Below are 17,002 nucleotides of genomic sequence, written 5' to 3'. Positions count from 1 at the left end.
CGGTTCGCGGCGGGCGTAAAACGTAGTCCGATCCGCAGTCACGTCAGCTGAATGTCCTCGATATCGAAATGTCGCTCCGCCAGCAGCCGGGCCGCCTCGATGTTCGCGCCGCCCTCGCCGATGGCGACGCCGGTGTCCTCGTCGGCAACCTCGGCGTAGGCGACCAGTCCCTCGTTCTCGCTGATCGTCACGTTGTACACCGCCGCGGGGGCGAGTGCGTTCGCAACGAACTCCTCTGCTGTCGGGGCGTCCTCGACGAGCTTGACGTCCTTTCCGATCCTGTCTTCCGCCTTCTGGACCGTTTCCCCGCCGGGGCCGATCGCCTGTGCCATGTCGCCGGTCGCCACGAGGACCAGTACGCGCTCGTCCTCAACGACGCAGTCTCTGGCTTCCGCGCCGGTCGCATCCTCGAACGCGACCAGATACTGGCGTGCGGCGTCCGACAGGGTGACCGTCATCAGTCCGAACTCGTCGATGCGTCCGGGCCCAGCGATCCCATCCGGAGGTCGACGTCTCCCGTCCCGAGTTTGATCGGCTTCCCGACGATGACGTTCTCGGTGACGCCGTCGAGCTCGTCGACCTCGCCATGGATCGCGGCGTCGAGCAGGTGATTCACCGTCACCTCGAACGCCGCACGGGCGAGCACGCTGTCCTTGTTCCCCGAGATGCCGTGTCGACCGATCGATTCGATGGTTCCGGGGTTGGTCATAATGTCGGCGACCAGCATGAGGTGCCGGACGTTCACGTCGTCGAGACCCTGCTCTTCGAGCGTGTCCATCGTCTCGTTGATGATGGCCTCGCGGGCGGCCTCGACGCCGAGATTCCGGTAGACCTCGTGGATGTTGTTCGTCGTTACCCTGGACGAATCGACGCCCTCGATAGCGAGTGCTTCACCAAAAGCCGACCCCTCGGTGTAGAGGACGAACTCCTCGCCCTCTTCGGTCTCTTCTTTGCGGATCACCACACGAGAGATCTCGTCGATCCCTTTGAAGGTGATCTCTCGCAGCTCCTCGACGAGCTGGAGCAGATCACGGTAGCTCGGCTCTTCGGGGCCGAACTGGATGACCGGTCCGTTCTGTACCGTCTCGACGCCGAGGTTCGCCTCGATCGTGTCGGCGACTCCCTCGGGATCGATCATCCGCTCTTCGAGGGTGTCCTCGTTGAGGTCGATCCGCACGCGCATGTCCGCGACGTTCGTCGAGACGTCGCCGAGCGCGAGGATCTTCGTCGCTTCGAGCTTCCAGACGACCTCGTGGGCCTTCTCGCGGTCGTCGGCGTACTCGTCTTCCAGGTGGACCGTCATCGTCGGCGTGTCCGGTTCCTTCCGGGCGTCGACGAGCTCGATCAGTCGCGGCAGCCCCTGGGTCACGTCGATCTCGGCGACTCCGGCGTAATGAAAAGTGTTCATGGTCATCTGGGTACCGGGTTCCCCGATGGACTGGGCGCTGACGGTCCCGACGGGATCGAGGGGATCGATACGGGTGTCGAGATATCGGTTCTCGACGGCCGTGATGATGTCGTCGGCCTGTTCGAGCGTCACGTCCCGAGCTTCGAGCGTCTCGTAGACCTTGTTTTTGAGGCGGCGGGGGAGGTCCGTATCCTCCACCATCGCTTCCTCGTCGTTGCTGACATCGAACTCGAGTATCTCAGTCATCGTCCACCTCCGTGGCTGCCGGTTCCGGTGGCGGTGACTGGACCCGCCGGGCGTCGGCGTGTTCAGAGAGGTTCGTCGGCGGCTCCTCGCGACCCATGAACTGCTGTTTCTCGGCTTCGTCTTCGAACTCCGCTTCGACGATGCGATCGGCGATTGACTCGACGTCGATCTCGTGGTCCTCGTGGGAGGAGACCTGCACCGGACTGGTGCCGTCTTCGCCGAACTCGAACTGAACGATCGTATCCGAGGTGTCCCGGACCGTACCGTCGTACTGGGTTTCGAGTTCGGACAGGGCGTTGATCAGGCGACGCTGGAGGTAGCCGGACTTGGAGGTCCGGACTGCGGTGTCGACCAGCCCCTCGCGACCACCCATCGCGTGGAAGAAGAACTCTCGCGGGTTCAGCCCCTCCGTGTAGGAGTGCTCGACGAAGCCGTGTGCGTCCGCCGAGAGGTCGTTCGGCTTATAGTGGCTGAGGGTGCGGTCCTCGTAGCCGCGGTTGATCCGCTCGCCCCGGACTGCCTGCTGGCCGACACAGCCGGCCATCTGGGTCAGGTTCAGCATCGACCCTCGCGCGCCGGACTCGGCCATGACGACCGCCGGGTTGTCGTCGTCGAAGTGCTCTTCGGCGATATCGCCGGCGTTGTCACGTGCCTTGCCCAGCGTCTGCATGATCTTCATTTCGAGCGTCTCGTGGACCGTCCGACCGGGCAGGGATTCGAGCTCTCCCGCCTCGTAGGTTGCGATCAGCTCCTCGACGCGGTCGTAGGCGTCGTCGATCGTCTCGCTGATTCGCTCCCGGGCTTCCAGTGAGACGGTTTCGTCGTCGATGGCGATCGAGAAACCAAAGTGCATGATCGAGCGCATCGCGAGCGCGGCGATCTCGTTGATCAGCTGTCGGGCTCGTGTCGTCCCATGCACCTTGGTAACGGTGTCGACGATCTCGCCGCCGAAGGCCCCGACGCCGTCTTCGTCGATCGTTCCCTCGAGTAGCTGGCCGTTCTCGATCACGACGTCGTCGCCCGCCGAGGACGTGAACTCGAGGTTCAGGTCGTCGGGGAGCAGCTCCGAGAACAGCTGACGGCCGGTCCAGTACGGCTCACCGTCCTCGGTGCCCGCTTCCTCCGGCAGTTCGTCGACGTGGGTCGCACGCAGCAGGTCGAGCGCCTGCGTCTCGTTGAACTGTGGGTTCTCGTTGGTAAGCAGATACGTCCCGGAGATGTGGTCCTGAATTGCGCCGATGATGTTCTCACCGAAGCGCGGCGAGAGGATCTGCTCCTGGACGCGCATGAGGACACGAGCCTCGGCTCGTGCTTCCTCGTTCTGGAGGGCGTGCATGTTCATCTCGTCGCCGTCGAAGTCAGCGTTGTACGGCGGACAGACAACCGTGTTGAGTCGGAACGTCTTGTACGGCATCACGACGACCTCGTGGGCCATGATCGACATCCGGTGGAGCGACGGCTGCCGGTTGAAGATGATGATGTCGCCGTCGATCAGGTGCCGGTTGACTTCCCAGCCGGGCATGACCTTTTCGGCGAGCTCCTCGCAGTTCTTTTCGGTTACTTTGAGTCGGCGCCCATCGGGTCGTTTGACGTAGTTCGCACCGGGATGGCCTTCGGGGCCGTTCGAGACGTACTGACGTGCTTGCCCGACGTTTCGCTCGGTGACGTTCATCGTCTGGGTCATCTCGTTGGCGACGTGTTCGGGGACACCCACCTCGTTGAGGCTCAGTGTGGGGTCCGGCGAGATGACGGTTCGGGCCGAGAAGTTCACGCGCTTTCCGGAGAGCGAGCCGCGGAAGCGACCCTCCTTGCCCTTGAGACGCTGGGAGAGCGTCTTCAGCGGCCGGCCGGAGCGGTGGCGTGCCGGCGGGGTGCCGCTGATCTCGTTGTCCATAAACGTCGTGACGTGGTACTGCAGCAGCTCCCAGAGGTCCTCGATGATCAGCTGTGGCGCTCCTGCCTCACGATTCTCCATGAACCGCTGGTTGATGCGGATGATGTCGACCAGCTTGTGTGTCAGGTCGTCCTCACTGCGCTGGCCGTTGTCCAGCGTGATCGAGGGGCGTGCGGTCACCGGTGGTACCGGCAGGACGGTGAGAATCATCCATTCCGGGCGCGAACGCTCGGAGTTGATCCCCAGCACCTCGATGTCCTCGTCCGGGATGGCCTCGAACCAGTCCCGGATATCGCTGGGCATCAGTTTGTTCATGTCCTCCTCGGTCAGGTCGATGTCGAGGGCCTTCTCGATCGCCTTGCGGTCGTCCTCGCGCGGGCGGAACTCGCCGCTGAGGATTTCGTTGATCCGCGAGAGGTCGATGCCGGTCTCGGTCGAGAGCTCCTGAGGCGGCATCGGATCTCGATCGGCCTCCTCGTCACCCTGCATCGCGGCCGAGATCAGCTGTGCATAGTCGCTGGTGAGGACCTGCTGGACCTCGTAGTACGTGGTCGGTTTCTCGTGGTTGATGTCGTACTGCTGTTCGCCACAGTGGGGACAGACATCCTTTTTTCGAGCCTGCCGAATTCCGGCTTTCGTGACGTCGTTGACGTCGTTGCTCAGCTCCTTCGTAGTTTTCAGCTCATCGTGAAACTCCTCTTTTTCCTCCTCGGTCAGCAAGAGCTTCGAGCATTCGCGGCAGGTGCCACGGAGCAGTCGTCGGATGAGCTTCGTGAAGCCGACGTGGATGACGGGAGCAGCGAGTTCGATGTGGCCGAAGTGACCCGGACACGAACCCGAGTGCTGGCCACAGCTTGGACACTCCAGACCGGGATCGATCACGCCGAGACGTGGATCCATCAGCCCCATGTCGATGGGGAAGCCGTCGTCGTCGTAGGTGTCCGCTGTAATCACTTTCGTGACGGACATATCGCGGTACGTCTCCGGGTCCATGAGCCCGAACTCGATGCCGCCGAGCTCTTTCGGTGTTTCCATGTTCATGTTAGACTGCGTCCTCCAGGTTGAGTCGTGGGCGGATGCCAAGCGCCATCATCTCGTCGAGCAGCAGCTTGAACGCGTAGCTGATCTCGATTCGGTGGATGTCGCTTTCGTCGCCCGTCAGCTGGTCGTACACGCGGTTCTGATTGACGTCGTTGACGGCGACCATCCCGGTCTCCGCGGAGATGTACACCTCCTCTCGGTCGGACTCGTCGAGGAGCCGCTCTTTGAGCGTCATGGCCGCGCCGTGGCCGATGAAGACGTCCCGCTCCATCTCACCGATACGAAGTCCTCCCTCGCGGGCACGTCCCTCAGTCGGCTGTCGGGTGAGCACCTGCACCGGCCCACGAGAGCGGGCGTGCAGTTTGTTCGAGACCATGTGGTAGAGCTTCTGGTAGAAAATCGTCCCGACGAAGATCTCGGCCTCGATCTTCTCGCCGGAGACGCCGGAGTACATGGTCTCCTTGCCCGAGGACTGGAAGCCGTGCTCTTCGAGCATATCCCGAAGATCGCCCTCGTCCTCGCCGGTAAACGGCGTCCCGTCGACGCGACGACCTTCCATCGAGCCGACCTTCCCACCGATCATTTCGAGGATGTGGCCGACTGTCATCCGCGACGGCAGCGCGTGCGGGTTGACGAGGAGGTCCGGCACGACGCCCTCCTCGGTGAAGGGCATGTCCTCCTGGGGTGCGAGGTGGCCGACGACTCCTTTCTGTCCGTGGCGGCTCGCGAACTTGTCGCCGAGTTCGGGGATCCGTTCGTCCCGAACTGAGACTTTCGAGAGCTTCGAGCCGTCCTCGCCCTCCATCAGCGTGACGGTGTCGACGATACCGTCTTCGCCCGAGCGCATTGTGACGCTGGTTTCACGGCGTTTCTGCGGGCTGAGGCCGCCCATGTCGTCCGGTTCTTCGAGGAACCGGGGTGGGCTCGTCTTGCCGAGCAGTACAGAGTTCTCGTCGACGCGTGTCTCGGGGTTAACGAGACCGTCATCGTCGAGATGCGTGTAGGCGTCCTCGCCCCGCGCACCTCGTACGTCGTCGTCGGGGATCTCGAAGCGGTCCTCCTGTCCACCGGGATACCGGCGTTCCTCGCCCTCGTAGGTCCGGAAAAAGTGCGAGCGAGCAAGTGCGCGCTCGACCGATCCTTTGTTCATGACGAGTGCGTCCTCGATGTTGAACCCTTCATACGACATGACGGCCACGACGAAGTTCTGTGCCGCCGGGCGGTCGTCGTAGCCGATCTGCTCGGTGGTCTGGGTTTTGACCATCGAGAGCTGCGGGTAGTGCAGGAGATGCTGTCGCGTGTCCGGCCGGATCCGGTAGTTCGCCGAGGGGAGCCCCAGCGACTGCTTGATCATCCCTGATCCCATCGTAATCCGCGGACTGGCGTTGTGCTCGGGATACGGGATCATCCCTGCACCGATCCCGAAGATGAGCTGTGGATCGACTTCGAGGTGTGTGTGGTCTTCCTCGAGGTCCTCCTCGTCGACGGCCACGTAGATATCCTCTTCCTCCTCGGCGTCGATGAACTCGACGTAGCCCATCTCGACGAGGTCCTCGAACTCCAGTTCGCCGTCTTCGAGCGCCTGAATCTCCTCGTCGGAGATGAGCGGTTCACCGTCGTTGACGACGAGCAGGGGCCGGCGAGCGCGTCCCGCGTCAGCGTTGACGATCACTTCCCGCGTTCGCTGGTCGACCGAGACGTTGACCATCTCGCTGATCTCGCCGCGGCGGCGTGCTTCCCGGATCTGTTCTGCGAGCTGGTTCGGCTCGGGATGCGTGCCGACCAGACTCCCGTTGACGTACACCTTCGCTTCGCGTTCTTGCTGTTGGCTCATATTAGTCACCCTCCACTCGTCGGTCGACGCCCTCGATGCCGGGAATCCCCTCGACACCCATAGAGGCAAGTTCGCGTTTCAGCTCCTGTTCGTCCTCGACGTTCTGGGATAGCTCCATCGCCTGGGCGAAGTTCTTCACCAGTCCACAGTTCGGCCCCTCGGGGGTCTCGGAGGGACAGATACGACCCCACTGGGTCGCGTGCAGGTCCCGCGCCTCGAAGTGTGGCTGACTGCGCGAGAGCGGCGAGCGCAGGCGGCGCAGGTGAGAGAGGACACCCATGAAGTCGGTCCGATCGACTAGCTGGGAGACGCCCGAGCGCCCGCCGACCCAGTTCCCGGTCGCGATCGGGTGTTCGAGCCGCTCGGTCAGCACGTCCGAACGGACGACCGTGTTCACGGAGAGCTGTCGGTTCCGCATGTTGGCGCGTTCGAGCTGGTATTTGACGTCCCGTGCGAGCTTGTTCAGCGCGGTCCGGAACAGATCCTTCATCAGGTCGCCGCTGACCTTCAGACGCTTGTTCGCGTAGTGGTCCTTGTCGTCTGATTCACGGCGTTCCAGCGCCAGCTCGAAGCAGGCTTCCGCCATCCGGCAGAGGTAGTACGCCTTGTTGATCCGGACGTCTTCTTCCTCGACGCCTTCCTCGTGCAGGTGCGGCAGGAGATAGCGGTCGATGACGTAGTTGGCCCGTTTGAGCTGGTAGTTCTTGCCCTGCCCGGAGGCGACCCGTTCGCCGAGGGTCTCGATGGCTTCCTCGGTCGTCTGGACCTCTGCGGCCTCCAGGTTTTCGAGCATGAACTTCACGATCTCCGGGTCGTCGGAGACGCGGTGGACGATCTCCTCGTCGGATTCGAGTCCGAGCGCCCGGACGAGCGTAACGAAGTTAACGCTCCCCGAAACAGACGGGAAGGATACTTCGAGCAGCCCATCGCGGGTGCGCTCGGTGAGTACGAGGGCGCGGTAGCCACGGCGCTGGCTGAACGTCTTGGCGACCTGAATCTCGTCGCCGTACTTCGTGTCGTACTCCGCGAGGATCTTGTTCGGCGCGAGGTCCTCGCTGGTCATCAGCACGCGCTCGGAGCCGTTGACGATGAAGTAGCCGCCGGGGTCGGCGGGGTCCTCGCCGATCTCGATCAGCTCCTCGTCACTAAAGCCGGCGATGTTACACTTCTCGGAGCCGACCATGATCGGCATCCGACCGACCTTCGTTTCGGTGCTGTCGACGACGCGCTGTTCGCCCTCCTCGGGGTCGCCCTTGACGATCTCCATCTCCATGAAGACCGGAGCGGAGTAGGTGATGTTGCGCAGTCGGGCCTCCTGTGGGTAGAGCAGTTCTTCGCTGCCGTCGGCCTCCCGAACGCGCGGCGTCACGACGCGGACGTCACCGAGCTCTACGTGGACGGGCTCTTCGCCTTCCTTGTCGCCGATGTCCGTGTCGATCGTCTCCTTCTCGTCGACGACCTGTTGCATCCCTCGATTGAGGAAGGAGTTAAAAGAGCGGTAGTGATGTTCTGCGAGCCGTTCCTTTCCGAAATATTCCCGCGAAATCGTCCGCCTGTCCTGTGTATCCATTATTCGACCACCATTCGATACGTTACGGATCGGTCGGTCGTCCGCGAGTCCCGGACGATCTTGATAACGTCGCCTACCTCGGCGTCGTCGGGCAGTGCTGGATCCGCCCGTTTGATCTTCGGCAGGTCTGTGCGTCCGATGTCGTATTCCTCGAGCAGCTCGTCGAGTGCGTCCTCATCGACGACTGAGTGCTCGGGGACGAGTTCGTGTTGGCTTACGTCTACCATGTGTTGTGGGTCTGACCGGAGAGAGAAACTGCTATCACGAGATACTACAGGCCCATACCGACGCAAGGCTATTAAGACTTACCAAGTACGTTGGGATATACGGCTATCGAACCCCAGAAGGAGCGGGCAAACGCGGGTCGACGGCTGTGATCTGTCGGCTGTCAGTACTGACCGCTACGCGAGCAATCTTTATAGCGTTTGTGGCGCCGTGACACGGCTGTTCTCCGATGGCATACCGTGACCGTTTGGAAAGTCTTAAGAATACTACCCGGCAACGATAGGATGCGTTCGCAAGCCCGGGTGGTGTAGTGGCCTATCATATGACCCTGTCACGGTCGTGACGCGGGTTCAAATCCCGCCTCGGGCGCTTTCTGCTGACGCAAACCGGCGAGCGTAGCGAGCCACTGCGTCAGCGAAACGCCAACGGAAGGGATTTGAATCTTGGCAGTCGCGCGCAGCGAAGTGAGCACGTCTGCCTCGGGTTCAAATCCCGATCGACACCGTCGATCGTAGTTCGCAAACAAACCGCGTTTGCTCACTCCCGCCTCGGGCGATTTCTGCGAGGTCCTCACGAAGTGGCTCGGTAGCCCCTGTGTCAGACACCGACTCCACTGTCTGCGTCCGGTAGTTCGTACTTTTCACTCTCGATACCCAGCTCTTCCAGCGCGGCCTCGAGATGGCGTTCCTCGGCGTACTCCGCGCCATCCTCGACGCGCAGCCGCTGGGCGGTCGCCAGTACCTCCCCGCGCCGCTCGTCGGGGATCGAGAACTTGTCCGTGGCGAGTTCGAGGGTCAACCCGTTGTGATCTCGCGTATAGAGCGAGTGAAAGATGCCGCGGTCGAACTCGTTGTAGCCGTGGCCGGTGTCTTCGAGGGCCTCGCGGGTTTCGACGAAGCGCTCGGGCTCGACCGAAAAAGAGAGGTGATGTACGGAGCCGACGCGGTGGCGGTGGGGCTGAGGACTCGACTCCCTGCCCGGCGCGACGAAGAAGGTGAGAATCCGGCCGTCGCCGGTGTCGAAAAAGAGGTGGGTCTGGTTGGGATCGTCGAGGTTGGGCTGGCGAAGCACCAGGGCCATCCCGAGCAGGTCGCGGTAGAACTCGATCGTATCCTCCTCGTTGCTGCCGATGACGGAGATGTGGTCGGTCCCCGCCAGTTGAATGGGGCTGTCGGGACGCTCCGCAGTGATGTCTGGACTGTCGCTCATATCGTTTCTATGGTCTCAACGGAGAAATGTCTGGTCGTCGGCCGATGCTCAGAAGACCTGTTTGGGTCGGATCTTCAGCAGGACGCGCTCGGTCTCGATCTCGTTTGCCTCGGTATACTCCTGGCCGGTGTAGCGCTGGGAGAGCTCGTCGATGTGCTCGCGTGCGCCCTCGGTCGTGTGGTCGACGACGTCCCCGAAGATCGAGACGCGTCGATAGGGATCGTCAGGATCGGTCATGCTGACGCCGACCTTCGGGTCATCCCTGACGTTCAGTTCCTTGCGACGCTCGCGTTCGGTGTTGACCAGCAACAGGTTTTCCTCGACGTCGTAATCGATCCAGACCGGCGTCACGTGGGGGTAGCCGTTCGGGAGTGTCGTCGAGACGTGAGCGATGGTCGGCCGCTCGAACAGGTCGTGGTATTCCTCGGGTATCGAGGCCATAGTGTGCCTTTGAACTCATGGGACTTGTGTGTTGTACCCATGCATGGAGGGTGCTGGGTCAACCGTTCACAGGGGCAGTTCAATGCGAGGGGCTTAAGTCGATGGCCGGGAAAGCAGGAGTGTAGTCAGCCCGGGTGGTGTAGTGGCCTATCATATGACCCTGTCACGGTCGTGACGCGGGTTCAAATCCCGCCTCGGGCGTACTTTTGCGGCGGTTTCACGAACTCGTGAGTGAAACCTCGTGGCGTCTTGACGCCACGGCGAACAACGTCGACGAGCACCGCGTAGCGTGTGCTCGTCACTCCGTGAGCCGCAAATACCCTCCAAGGGATTTGAATCACGCAAACCGAACGGAGTGAGGTTTGCTACGGGTTCAAATCCCGATCGACTCCGTCGATCGTAGTTCGCAAACAAACCGCGTTTGCTCACTCCCGCCTCGGGCGCTTTCTGTCACGTATGATCTTCTGGAGAACGACACCACGAAAGCCCCCGAATCGCTCGACGGCTACGGCTCGCTGTGGTCCTCACTTCGTTGCGGTCCTTGCGTCGCCTCGCTCGTCGAGCGATCCGGCCCCTTTCAGTCCACCTACAACACCTCATCCTCTCCAACCGATTCGCTCGCTCCGCTCGCTCACCCACCGGAAGACGAGTCTTCCGAGCCTTCGCTCGGTTCCCTCGCGAAGACCTCGCGCGACGCTGGCTCGTCATAGACGACTCGCCAGCGCGCGCCAGCCGCTCCGACTGCGGCAAAGAGGCCAAGCTTCAATTTTCGAAGTGAATAGCTATGGCTTTTATAGTGTATTACTACACTATTCGAAGTAAAACGTTTAGCGCCGAAATCGCCGAAAAACGGCCGGAGCTACTCCAGCAGGTTCTCGCCGGTCATCGCGTCGGGCTGGTCGATATCCATCAGGTCCAGCATCGTCGGTGCGAGGTCACACAGCGAGCCGTCCTGTCGTACCGATTTCCCGGCATCGTCGCCCTCGGAGCCGACGTAGATGAACGGGACGAGGTTGTAGGTGTGGGCAGTGTGTGGATCGTCTTCGGTGCCCATGTCGTCGGCGTTGCCGTGATCGGCGGTGATCAGGACCTCGGCACCGTCCTCCTCCAGCGCGTCGGCGAGCCGGCCGAGCTGTTCGTCGACGGCTTCGACGGCCTCGATCGCGGCCTCGTAGTCGCCCGTATGGCCGACCATGTCGGGGTTGGCGTAGTTGAGCACCATCGCGTCCGGATCGTCACTGTCGAGGACATCGATCGCGGTCTGGGTCACCTCGGGCGCGCTCATCTCCGGCTGGAGGTCGTAGGTGGGCACGTCCGGGCTCTCGACGATCTTCCGGATCTCGCCGTCGAACTCGACCTCGCGTCCGCCGTTGAGGAAGTAGGTGACGTGGGCGTACTTCTCGGACTCGGCGAGCCGGAGCTGGGTCTTGCCGGTGTCGGCGAGCACCTCACCGAGTACGTCCTCTGGCTGGGTCGGCGGGAACGCCACGGGGACATCGAACGTCTTGTCGTACTGGGTCATCGTGGTGACTGTCACGTCCGGCGGGGACGTCTCGAACGCCCACTCCGGACGGATCTCGCCGAGCATTCGAGTGAGCTGGCGGGCACGGTCCGAGCGGAAGTTGAAGAAGACGACGCTGTCACCGTCTCCCAGTGCCGCGCCGCCATCGATGATCGTCGGTTCGACGAACTCGTCGGTGGTGTCCCGTTCGTAGGACGCGGTGACGGCCTCGACGGCAGAGGAGGCGGTGTGGTCGCCGTTCCGGTTGACAATTGCGTCGTAGGCCCGTCGGGTACGTTCCCAGTTCTGGTCCCGATCCATCGCGTAGTAGCGGCCGGTAACGGTCGCGACGTCGCCGGTGCCGTGCTCGTCAACTACGGCTTCAAGCTCTTCGAGGTACCCTTCGCCACCGTGGGGTGCGGTGTCGCGACCGTCCATGAAGGCGTGTGTAGTCGCCTCGACACCGTGTTCGGCGGCCATCTCGATCAGCGCGTGCAGGTGCTTTTGCGAGGAGTGGACGCCGCCATCGCTGACGAGCCCCATGAAGTGGACCTGTCCGTCGTTTTCGTCCGCATGATCGAACGCCGTCTGGATCGCGTCGTTCGTCAGAAAACTCCCATCGTCGATGGCGTCGTTGATCCGGGTGTACTCCTGATAGACCACCCGTCCCGCGCCGATATTGAGGTGGCCGACCTCGCTGTTACCCATCTGTCCGTCCGGCAGGCCGACGCGGCGTCCGGCTACCGTGAGCGTGCTGTACGCGCCGGTCTTCGCCAGCCGATCGAAGTTCGGCGTGTCGGCGGCTTTCACCGCGTCGCGGCGGTCGTGTTCGCCGATACCCCAGCCGTCGAGGATGATCAGTGCAGCGTCCATACCTGAGCAAACGCGTTTATCTTGTAACTACTCTTCGCTTGCCGTCGCCAGTATCGCCATTGTCGCCAGCACATCCCGGTATTTCCGACACCCTCATTTGACTAGTATATCAGTCGTAGTGGTCAGTATGTACGATACGATAGTCGTGCCGACCGACGGAAGCGAGCTAGCTGAGTCGGTGGTCGACGGGGCACTTGCTCTTGCCGAACGTCACGACGCAACAGCACACGTGATTCACGTTCTCGAACTCGGCGAACTCCCTGAGGGTCATGGCTCGGAAACGGTCGCCGACCTCTCTCGGGGGGCCGAGCAGTATCTGGCGTCGGTCGTCGGTGCGGGTGAGCGGCTCAGCGCGACGCGGACCACCAGCGTCGTCGAGACCGACCGGGCAGTCTATCGGGAAATCGTCGAGTACGCTACTGACCACGACGCCGACCTGATCGTCATGGGCACCCACGGTCGCAGGGGGCTCGACCAGCGCGTCCTCGGGAGCACCACCGAACGCACGCTCCGCGTGTCGCCTATCCCTATCCTGACTATCCACGAACGAACCGTCTTCGATCCCGAGTTCGAGACCGTTCTCGTCCCGACCGACGGCAGCGATGTCGCAAACGCCGCGGCCAACTACGCGATCGACCTCGCCGATGGAACCGACGCCGCACTGCACGTCGTCCACGTGGTCGACATCGCTGTGACCTCGCCACTGGGGGAAAGCGCCGCCGTCCTCACAGAGCTAGAAGACACCGGGAAAGAGGCTGTCAACGACGTTCTCGACCGAGCAGACGATGCGGAGCTCCGATCGGTGCAGGCATCGGTACTCAGTGGGTCGCCTGCACGAAGCATTCTGGACTACATCGCCGATCACGACATCGATCTGGTGGTCATGGGGACACACGGCCGGTCCGGGCTCGAACGGTACCTGCTCGGAAGCGTCACCGAGACGGTCGCACGTCTCGCCGACGTTCCGGTACTCTCCGTGCCTGTGCGATCAGACGACGAGTGAGCGCTCGACACTCGGGTACCACGTCACGCGGCCGTCGGTGCGCTACTCCCGCTCAGAGGTTCGAACGACGTACTCGCGCCGATCGTCGCCTCGCTCTTCGGTGACGTCGTACCGAATCTCGACGACGGCGTCGTCGGCATGCTCGCTGATCGCCTCGTGGAGCTGATCGGCCAGCACCGGCTTCGGGCCGGGTTCGGTATCCGATACCGTCACGACGACGCGATCGATCGAACGGAGGGGGTAGTCGTCATCGAGCAACACCTCGACCGACTCGACTTCGACGTCCTCGTACTGTGGATCTTCCAGCACGGAATCGACTTCCTTGTCGGCGGCCGATTTCACTTCAGTCGTGTGAAAATCGAGCAGCGTGACGCCGACAAGCGGAGCGGCAAGCACGAGGAGACCGACCCCGAACGCCGCACCGTACGTGTAGGTCGTTCTGCGACTCGGTGCCACCTCGAACAGTCCCTGCGGACGGTAGCCGGCGACCCACAGCGTCGCCAGTGCCGCCAGATTGATCGATAGTAGATTAACAAGTACGAGTATCGCGGCACCGCTCGCTGCTCCGTACATTCCCCAGGCGACCGTGATCCCGACCGCAGCGGCAGGCGGGATCAACGCTGCGGCGATCATCACGCCGACGATCGCTTCCGAGAACCCCCGTGTGAGGCTCAGGATGCCTGCGACGCCGGCTCCCAGAGCAACTGCCAGTGACAGAAGGTTCGGTGAGACCCGCTCCTGTAACTCGGCAGCGACGACAATATCGACCCCGCCAGGTTCGAGGCCGGCGAGACGGGCGAGAAGCGCGAGGCCGATCGAGGCGGCGATAACGATCGTGATACCGGAGAGCTGGTAGGCGAACCCGGACGTCTTGAGTCCGTCGTCGTCGGTGACGATTCCGACGTTCGCCGCCAGTGCAGGGCCGATTAGCGGCGCGATGACCATCGAGCCAACCACGACCGCGGGGGAGTCCGCAAGTAGCCCCGCGGTGGCGACGACAGCGCTGATGAGCAACATCACGACGTAGATGGGAAACGCCGGTGTGAGCTCTTCGGCTTTCGTCCGTAGCACCTGTCTGGACATTCGTTCCCCCTTCGTGCCGCCCTGAGAGTGGCGATCCAGTAGATCGTCGAACTGCTGTGAGATGACCGTCTCGGCGTCGATGATCACGACGCGCGAATCGTCGCCGATACCGACCCGGTTCAGTCGATCGAGGACGTGCTCGACGGCTCGCGTGGGGAGCGGGAACCTGACGACTGCCGCGTACTCCCGTCCGCTCGTTTCGTCACTGACGATGTAGTCGATCCCCTCCTCGTCGAGGACGTCGATCACTGCTTGCCGCCGGCCGGCCGGTACCGTGATCTCGATGTATCTCATGTGTCGAGTGTCAACTCCCAAATGCTTAAACGAAGTTTCGGATCGATTGCCCCGTCGGCTGAAGCAGTATCCCGAGCTACCGCCGACTCTAGCCTGCTCTATAGAGATACATATCCAGACATATCCGTTGCAAACAACGCTTATATCTCTCCTACTGGAACCAGAGAGTGATGACCGAGCTAACAGCCCAGACTTGCGTTGCCTTCGTCTGCGTCCAGAATGCGGGCCGCAGCCAGATGGCCACGGCCTTCGCCGAACGCGAGCGAGACCAGCGCGGCGTCGCCGATGAGATCGAGATCCTCACCGGCGGCACCCAGCCCGCCGATCACGTCCACGAGGAGGTCGTCACGGTGATGGACGAGGAGGGATTCGATCTCGCCGACAGGACACCGAAAGATATCACGCCCGAGGAGCTCCAGACCGTCGACTACGTCATCACGATGGGCTGTTCGGCACAGGACGTCTGTCCGGCGACCTGGAACGGGGAGAACCGCGACTGGGGGCTCGACGATCCTGACGGACAGGGCCTCGATGCCGTCCGTGAGATCAGAGACGAGATTGCCGGGCGCGTCGAGGACCTGTTCGACGAACTGCTCGCCGAGACCAAGACGGTCTGAGAGTACCGAACCGCCGGAACCCGCTGGTTTTATCGCCTCGCCGCCACGTTGTGATGACGTGACACTGGATCCGGTACAGTTCGAGGGAATCACACAGCTTGCGAGACGGATCACCCGGTCGGTCGACGAAACCGACCAACAGCAGTTCGTCGACACGGTCTGGGCGGAGTTCCTCGACCCGCTGGTCGACGACGGTCGGGTCGTACTCGAACCGCTCGGCGAGCAGCGCCGCTGTGAGGTGCCGATCGATGACGTCGCCCTGCAGGACGCCGAGTTCCCGTCCTGTCACGGGCTGGACTCCGGGACGATCAACCCGACCTCGTTCAAAAACGGGATCGTATTGGACGTCGCACAGGCCGCCATGGCGTCGAGCCCGTCGGATCTCGACCTGCATCGGGATCGCACAGTGGTCGTCACGGCACACATCAGTGACCCCACCCAGGACCTCTCGACGGAGTGGACGAAGTGGGACGAGGGCCACACCGACCGGCGCATCCTGCAGGCCCCCCGGGTCTCACGGTTCGAGGAGAGCGTCGTCCACGAACTCGGCCTCTATCTCGCCGAGAGCCACCACGCGATCGAACACGCCGACACTGTCGACGATCTGTTCGTCCTCGACGGACCGATCTACCCCAAAGGAATGCTGAACTGGACCGACCGCGCGCCCGAACTCGCGGATCTGCTCCACGACGAGCAAGAGCCCCGCGACGTCATCGAAAACTACGTCGAACTCGTCGAGACGTTCGTCGAGAAGGACGTCCCGCTGGTGGGATTTGTCAAGAACCCGACGACAAAGGCGATCACGCGAACGCTTCGGGACACCGGGCAGGAAGCACCGTGGGTCAACGATACCGCTTTCTTTACCAGACTACTCGAACAGGTCGAGTTCGTCGAGCGCGAGGGGCCGGACGGCGAGCCACGACGGGAGCGTACCCGGGCGACCGATGTCCTCACGTTCACGAACTGGTTTCGCTCGCGCGGCGGTGCGGATCGCTTCCTCAGTGCGGACGGCGACGCCTTCGGCGTCGATCGTGCCCTCGATCCCGAGGATTACGAGGTGACGTTCTTCCCACTCTATGATCCCCGTGACGATCTGCTCTACCGGATCGAGGCCCCCTACGCGTTCACGAAATCGGCCGAGTGTCGCGAGCGGCTGGCGATGCAACTGCTCGCGGATGTCGCGGCCGAGCGAGGGCCGCCGCTTTCGGTGCAAAAAGCCGACGAACTCGCGCGGATCAGCGCCGAGGGGACCGATTCGCTCCGGTCGGAACTCGAAGCGGCGTTCGAGACCGAACAGATGCACGGCTACGACGACCGCCGCTGGGGCGGAGAGGAGTTCTAGACCGGGACGTCCGGTTCGGTCTTTTCGAGTTCGACATCGACTTTCTCTTCGGGGACGCCGATCCGGGCGAACTGCGTCCGGACGTGTTCTTTCGCCGCTTCGAGCGCCTGCTCGCGCGTATCGAACCCGCGGGGCATCGGCGACTCGAAGGCGACGTTGACCGTCTCCTCGCCGATCTGCTGTTCGGTACCGCCGCTCTCGACCTCATAAAAGGCGTCACAGACCCAGACGTAGGCGGCGCCCTCGTCGGGTGCCCCCCTGAACGTCGGTGCCGACTCGCCGCGCTCGTACAGCGTCCCTGTCAACGCCGTGCCGCTCGCCTGCCCACGAACCAGTAACATAGTAGTACAGAGGTCGGCAGCGGGCAAAAGGCCGTTGGGGGTCCCGGTGGCGATCGACGTGTCGGTTCGCAGGGAAACGG

General features: G+C 62.6%; 14 protein-coding genes and 2 tRNA genes. 5 read left to right on the top strand and 11 right to left on the bottom strand.

Annotated elements, in window-relative coordinates:
• Nucleotides 1-38: 38 nt before the first annotated feature.
• From AArcS_RS14215 to AArcS_RS14190, 6 genes are read right to left on the bottom strand one after another with little or no spacing between them, the layout of a single operon-like run.
• Nucleotides 39-458 (bottom strand): NusA-like transcription termination signal-binding factor, encoded by a 420-nt coding sequence (locus tag AArcS_RS14215; RefSeq protein ID WP_238478077.1) that lies wholly within the window; start codon nt 456-458, stop codon nt 39-41.
• A complete protein-coding gene (gene rpoA2, locus AArcS_RS14210; protein ID WP_375139618.1) occupies nt 458-1,654 on the bottom strand; it encodes a DNA-directed RNA polymerase subunit A'' in 1,197 nt (398 codons plus the stop codon). The genes AArcS_RS14215 and rpoA2 overlap by 1 nt, the downstream gene beginning before the upstream one ends.
• Entirely contained in the window at nt 1,647-4,589 is a 2,943-nt protein-coding gene (locus AArcS_RS14205; protein WP_238478076.1) for a DNA-directed RNA polymerase subunit A', read from the bottom strand. The genes rpoA2 and AArcS_RS14205 overlap by 8 nt, the downstream gene beginning before the upstream one ends.
• A 1-nt stretch (nt 4,590) precedes the next feature.
• Complete coding sequence (rpoB, locus tag AArcS_RS14200) at nt 4,591-6,423, bottom strand: DNA-directed RNA polymerase subunit B (RefSeq protein ID WP_238478075.1); 1,833 nt, start codon at nt 6,421-6,423, stop codon at nt 4,591-4,593.
• Between the two features lies 1 nt (nt 6,424).
• The gene (locus AArcS_RS14195) at nt 6,425-7,993 is read right to left on the bottom strand and encodes a DNA-directed RNA polymerase subunit B'' (RefSeq protein WP_238478074.1); all 1,569 of its coding nucleotides are present in this window, start codon (nt 7,991-7,993) and stop codon (nt 6,425-6,427) included.
• Entirely contained in the window at nt 7,993-8,220 is a 228-nt protein-coding gene (locus AArcS_RS14190; protein WP_238478073.1) for a DNA-directed RNA polymerase subunit H, read from the bottom strand. Before AArcS_RS14190 ends, AArcS_RS14195 begins: the two co-directional genes overlap by 1 nt.
• A gap of 294 nt (nt 8,221-8,514) precedes the next feature.
• On the opposite strand from AArcS_RS14190, the gene AArcS_RS14185 reads away from it, so the two are divergent.
• Nucleotides 8,515-8,587: transfer RNA gene (locus AArcS_RS14185), tRNA-Asp, on the top strand.
• A 228-nt stretch (nt 8,588-8,815) separates the two neighbouring features.
• Here AArcS_RS14185 and AArcS_RS14180 read toward each other — a convergent pair.
• Nucleotides 8,816-9,427 (bottom strand): VOC family protein, encoded by a 612-nt coding sequence (locus AArcS_RS14180; protein WP_238478072.1) that lies wholly within the window; start codon nt 9,425-9,427, stop codon nt 8,816-8,818.
• A gap of 48 nt (nt 9,428-9,475) precedes the next feature.
• Entirely contained in the window at nt 9,476-9,868 is a 393-nt protein-coding gene (locus AArcS_RS14175) for a pyridoxamine 5'-phosphate oxidase family protein (protein ID WP_238478071.1), read from the bottom strand.
• A gap of 128 nt (nt 9,869-9,996) precedes the next feature.
• Here AArcS_RS14175 and AArcS_RS14170 point away from each other — a divergent pair.
• A tRNA-Asp gene (locus tag AArcS_RS14170) sits at nt 9,997-10,069 on the top strand.
• Between the two features lie 658 nt (nt 10,070-10,727).
• On the opposite strand, the gene gpmI is transcribed toward AArcS_RS14170, so the two are convergent.
• Entirely contained in the window at nt 10,728-12,242 is a 1,515-nt protein-coding gene (gene gpmI, locus AArcS_RS14165; RefSeq protein ID WP_238478070.1) for a 2,3-bisphosphoglycerate-independent phosphoglycerate mutase, read from the bottom strand.
• Nucleotides 12,243-12,369: 127 nt separating this feature from the next.
• Here gpmI and AArcS_RS14160 point away from each other — a divergent pair, with 127 nt between their 5' ends.
• The gene (locus AArcS_RS14160) at nt 12,370-13,245 is read left to right on the top strand and encodes a universal stress protein (RefSeq protein WP_238478069.1); all 876 of its coding nucleotides are present in this window, start codon (nt 12,370-12,372) and stop codon (nt 13,243-13,245) included.
• Nucleotides 13,246-13,287: 42 nt separating this feature from the next.
• On the opposite strand, the gene AArcS_RS14155 is transcribed toward AArcS_RS14160, so the two are convergent.
• A complete protein-coding gene (locus tag AArcS_RS14155) occupies nt 13,288-14,622 on the bottom strand; it encodes a TIGR00341 family protein (protein ID WP_238478068.1) in 1,335 nt (444 codons plus the stop codon).
• Nucleotides 14,623-14,792: 170 nt separating this feature from the next.
• On the opposite strand from AArcS_RS14155, the gene AArcS_RS14150 reads away from it, so the two are divergent.
• Nucleotides 14,793-15,239, top strand: a complete 447-nt coding sequence (locus AArcS_RS14150; protein ID WP_238478067.1) for an arsenate-mycothiol transferase ArsC — start codon at nt 14,793-14,795, stop codon at nt 15,237-15,239.
• Nucleotides 15,240-15,297: 58 nt separating this feature from the next.
• Nucleotides 15,298-16,581: a DNA double-strand break repair nuclease NurA gene (locus tag AArcS_RS14145; protein WP_238478066.1), complete on the top strand. Its 1,284-nt coding sequence runs from the start codon at nt 15,298-15,300 to the stop codon at nt 16,579-16,581.
• Here AArcS_RS14145 and AArcS_RS14140 read toward each other — a convergent pair.
• Nucleotides 16,578-16,922, bottom strand: a complete 345-nt coding sequence (locus AArcS_RS14140) for a DUF7113 family protein (protein ID WP_238478065.1) — start codon at nt 16,920-16,922, stop codon at nt 16,578-16,580. The two genes, AArcS_RS14145 and AArcS_RS14140, sit on opposite strands and share 4 nt — an antisense overlap.
• Nucleotides 16,923-17,002 lie beyond the last annotated feature (80 nt).

It is taken from the genome of Natranaeroarchaeum sulfidigenes (genome assembly GCF_017094485.1).
GTDB lineage: Archaea > Halobacteriota > Halobacteria > Halobacteriales > Natronoarchaeaceae > Natranaeroarchaeum > Natranaeroarchaeum sulfidigenes.
This window is presented reverse-complemented; position numbering and strand designations above follow the sequence as displayed.

Coding starts and splice junctions, on each gene's coding strand:
- AArcS_RS14215 (WP_238478077.1), bottom strand. CDS start 458: ATGACGGTCACCCTGTCGGACGCCGCACGCCAGTATCTGGTCGCGTTC.
- rpoA2 (WP_375139618.1), bottom strand. CDS start 1,654: ATGACTGAGATACTCGAGTTCGATGTCAGCAACGACGAGGAAGCGATG.
- AArcS_RS14205 (WP_238478076.1), bottom strand. CDS start 4,589: ATGAACATGGAAACACCGAAAGAGCTCGGCGGCATCGAGTTCGGGCTC.
- rpoB (WP_238478075.1), bottom strand. CDS start 6,423: ATGAGCCAACAGCAAGAACGCGAAGCGAAGGTGTACGTCAACGGGAGT.
- AArcS_RS14195 (WP_238478074.1), bottom strand. CDS start 7,993: ATGGATACACAGGACAGGCGGACGATTTCGCGGGAATATTTCGGAAAG.
- AArcS_RS14190 (WP_238478073.1), bottom strand. CDS start 8,220: ATGGTAGACGTAAGCCAACACGAACTCGTCCCCGAGCACTCAGTCGTC.
- AArcS_RS14180 (WP_238478072.1), bottom strand. CDS start 9,427: ATGAGCGACAGTCCAGACATCACTGCGGAGCGTCCCGACAGCCCCATT.
- AArcS_RS14175 (WP_238478071.1), bottom strand. CDS start 9,868: ATGGCCTCGATACCCGAGGAATACCACGACCTGTTCGAGCGGCCGACC.
- gpmI (WP_238478070.1), bottom strand. CDS start 12,242: ATGGACGCTGCACTGATCATCCTCGACGGCTGGGGTATCGGCGAACAC.
- AArcS_RS14160 (WP_238478069.1), top strand. CDS start 12,370: ATGTACGATACGATAGTCGTGCCGACCGACGGAAGCGAGCTAGCTGAG.
- AArcS_RS14155 (WP_238478068.1), bottom strand. CDS start 14,622: ATGAGATACATCGAGATCACGGTACCGGCCGGCCGGCGGCAAGCAGTG.
- AArcS_RS14150 (WP_238478067.1), top strand. CDS start 14,793: ATGACCGAGCTAACAGCCCAGACTTGCGTTGCCTTCGTCTGCGTCCAG.
- AArcS_RS14140 (WP_238478065.1), bottom strand. CDS start 16,922: ATGTTACTGGTTCGTGGGCAGGCGAGCGGCACGGCGTTGACAGGGACG.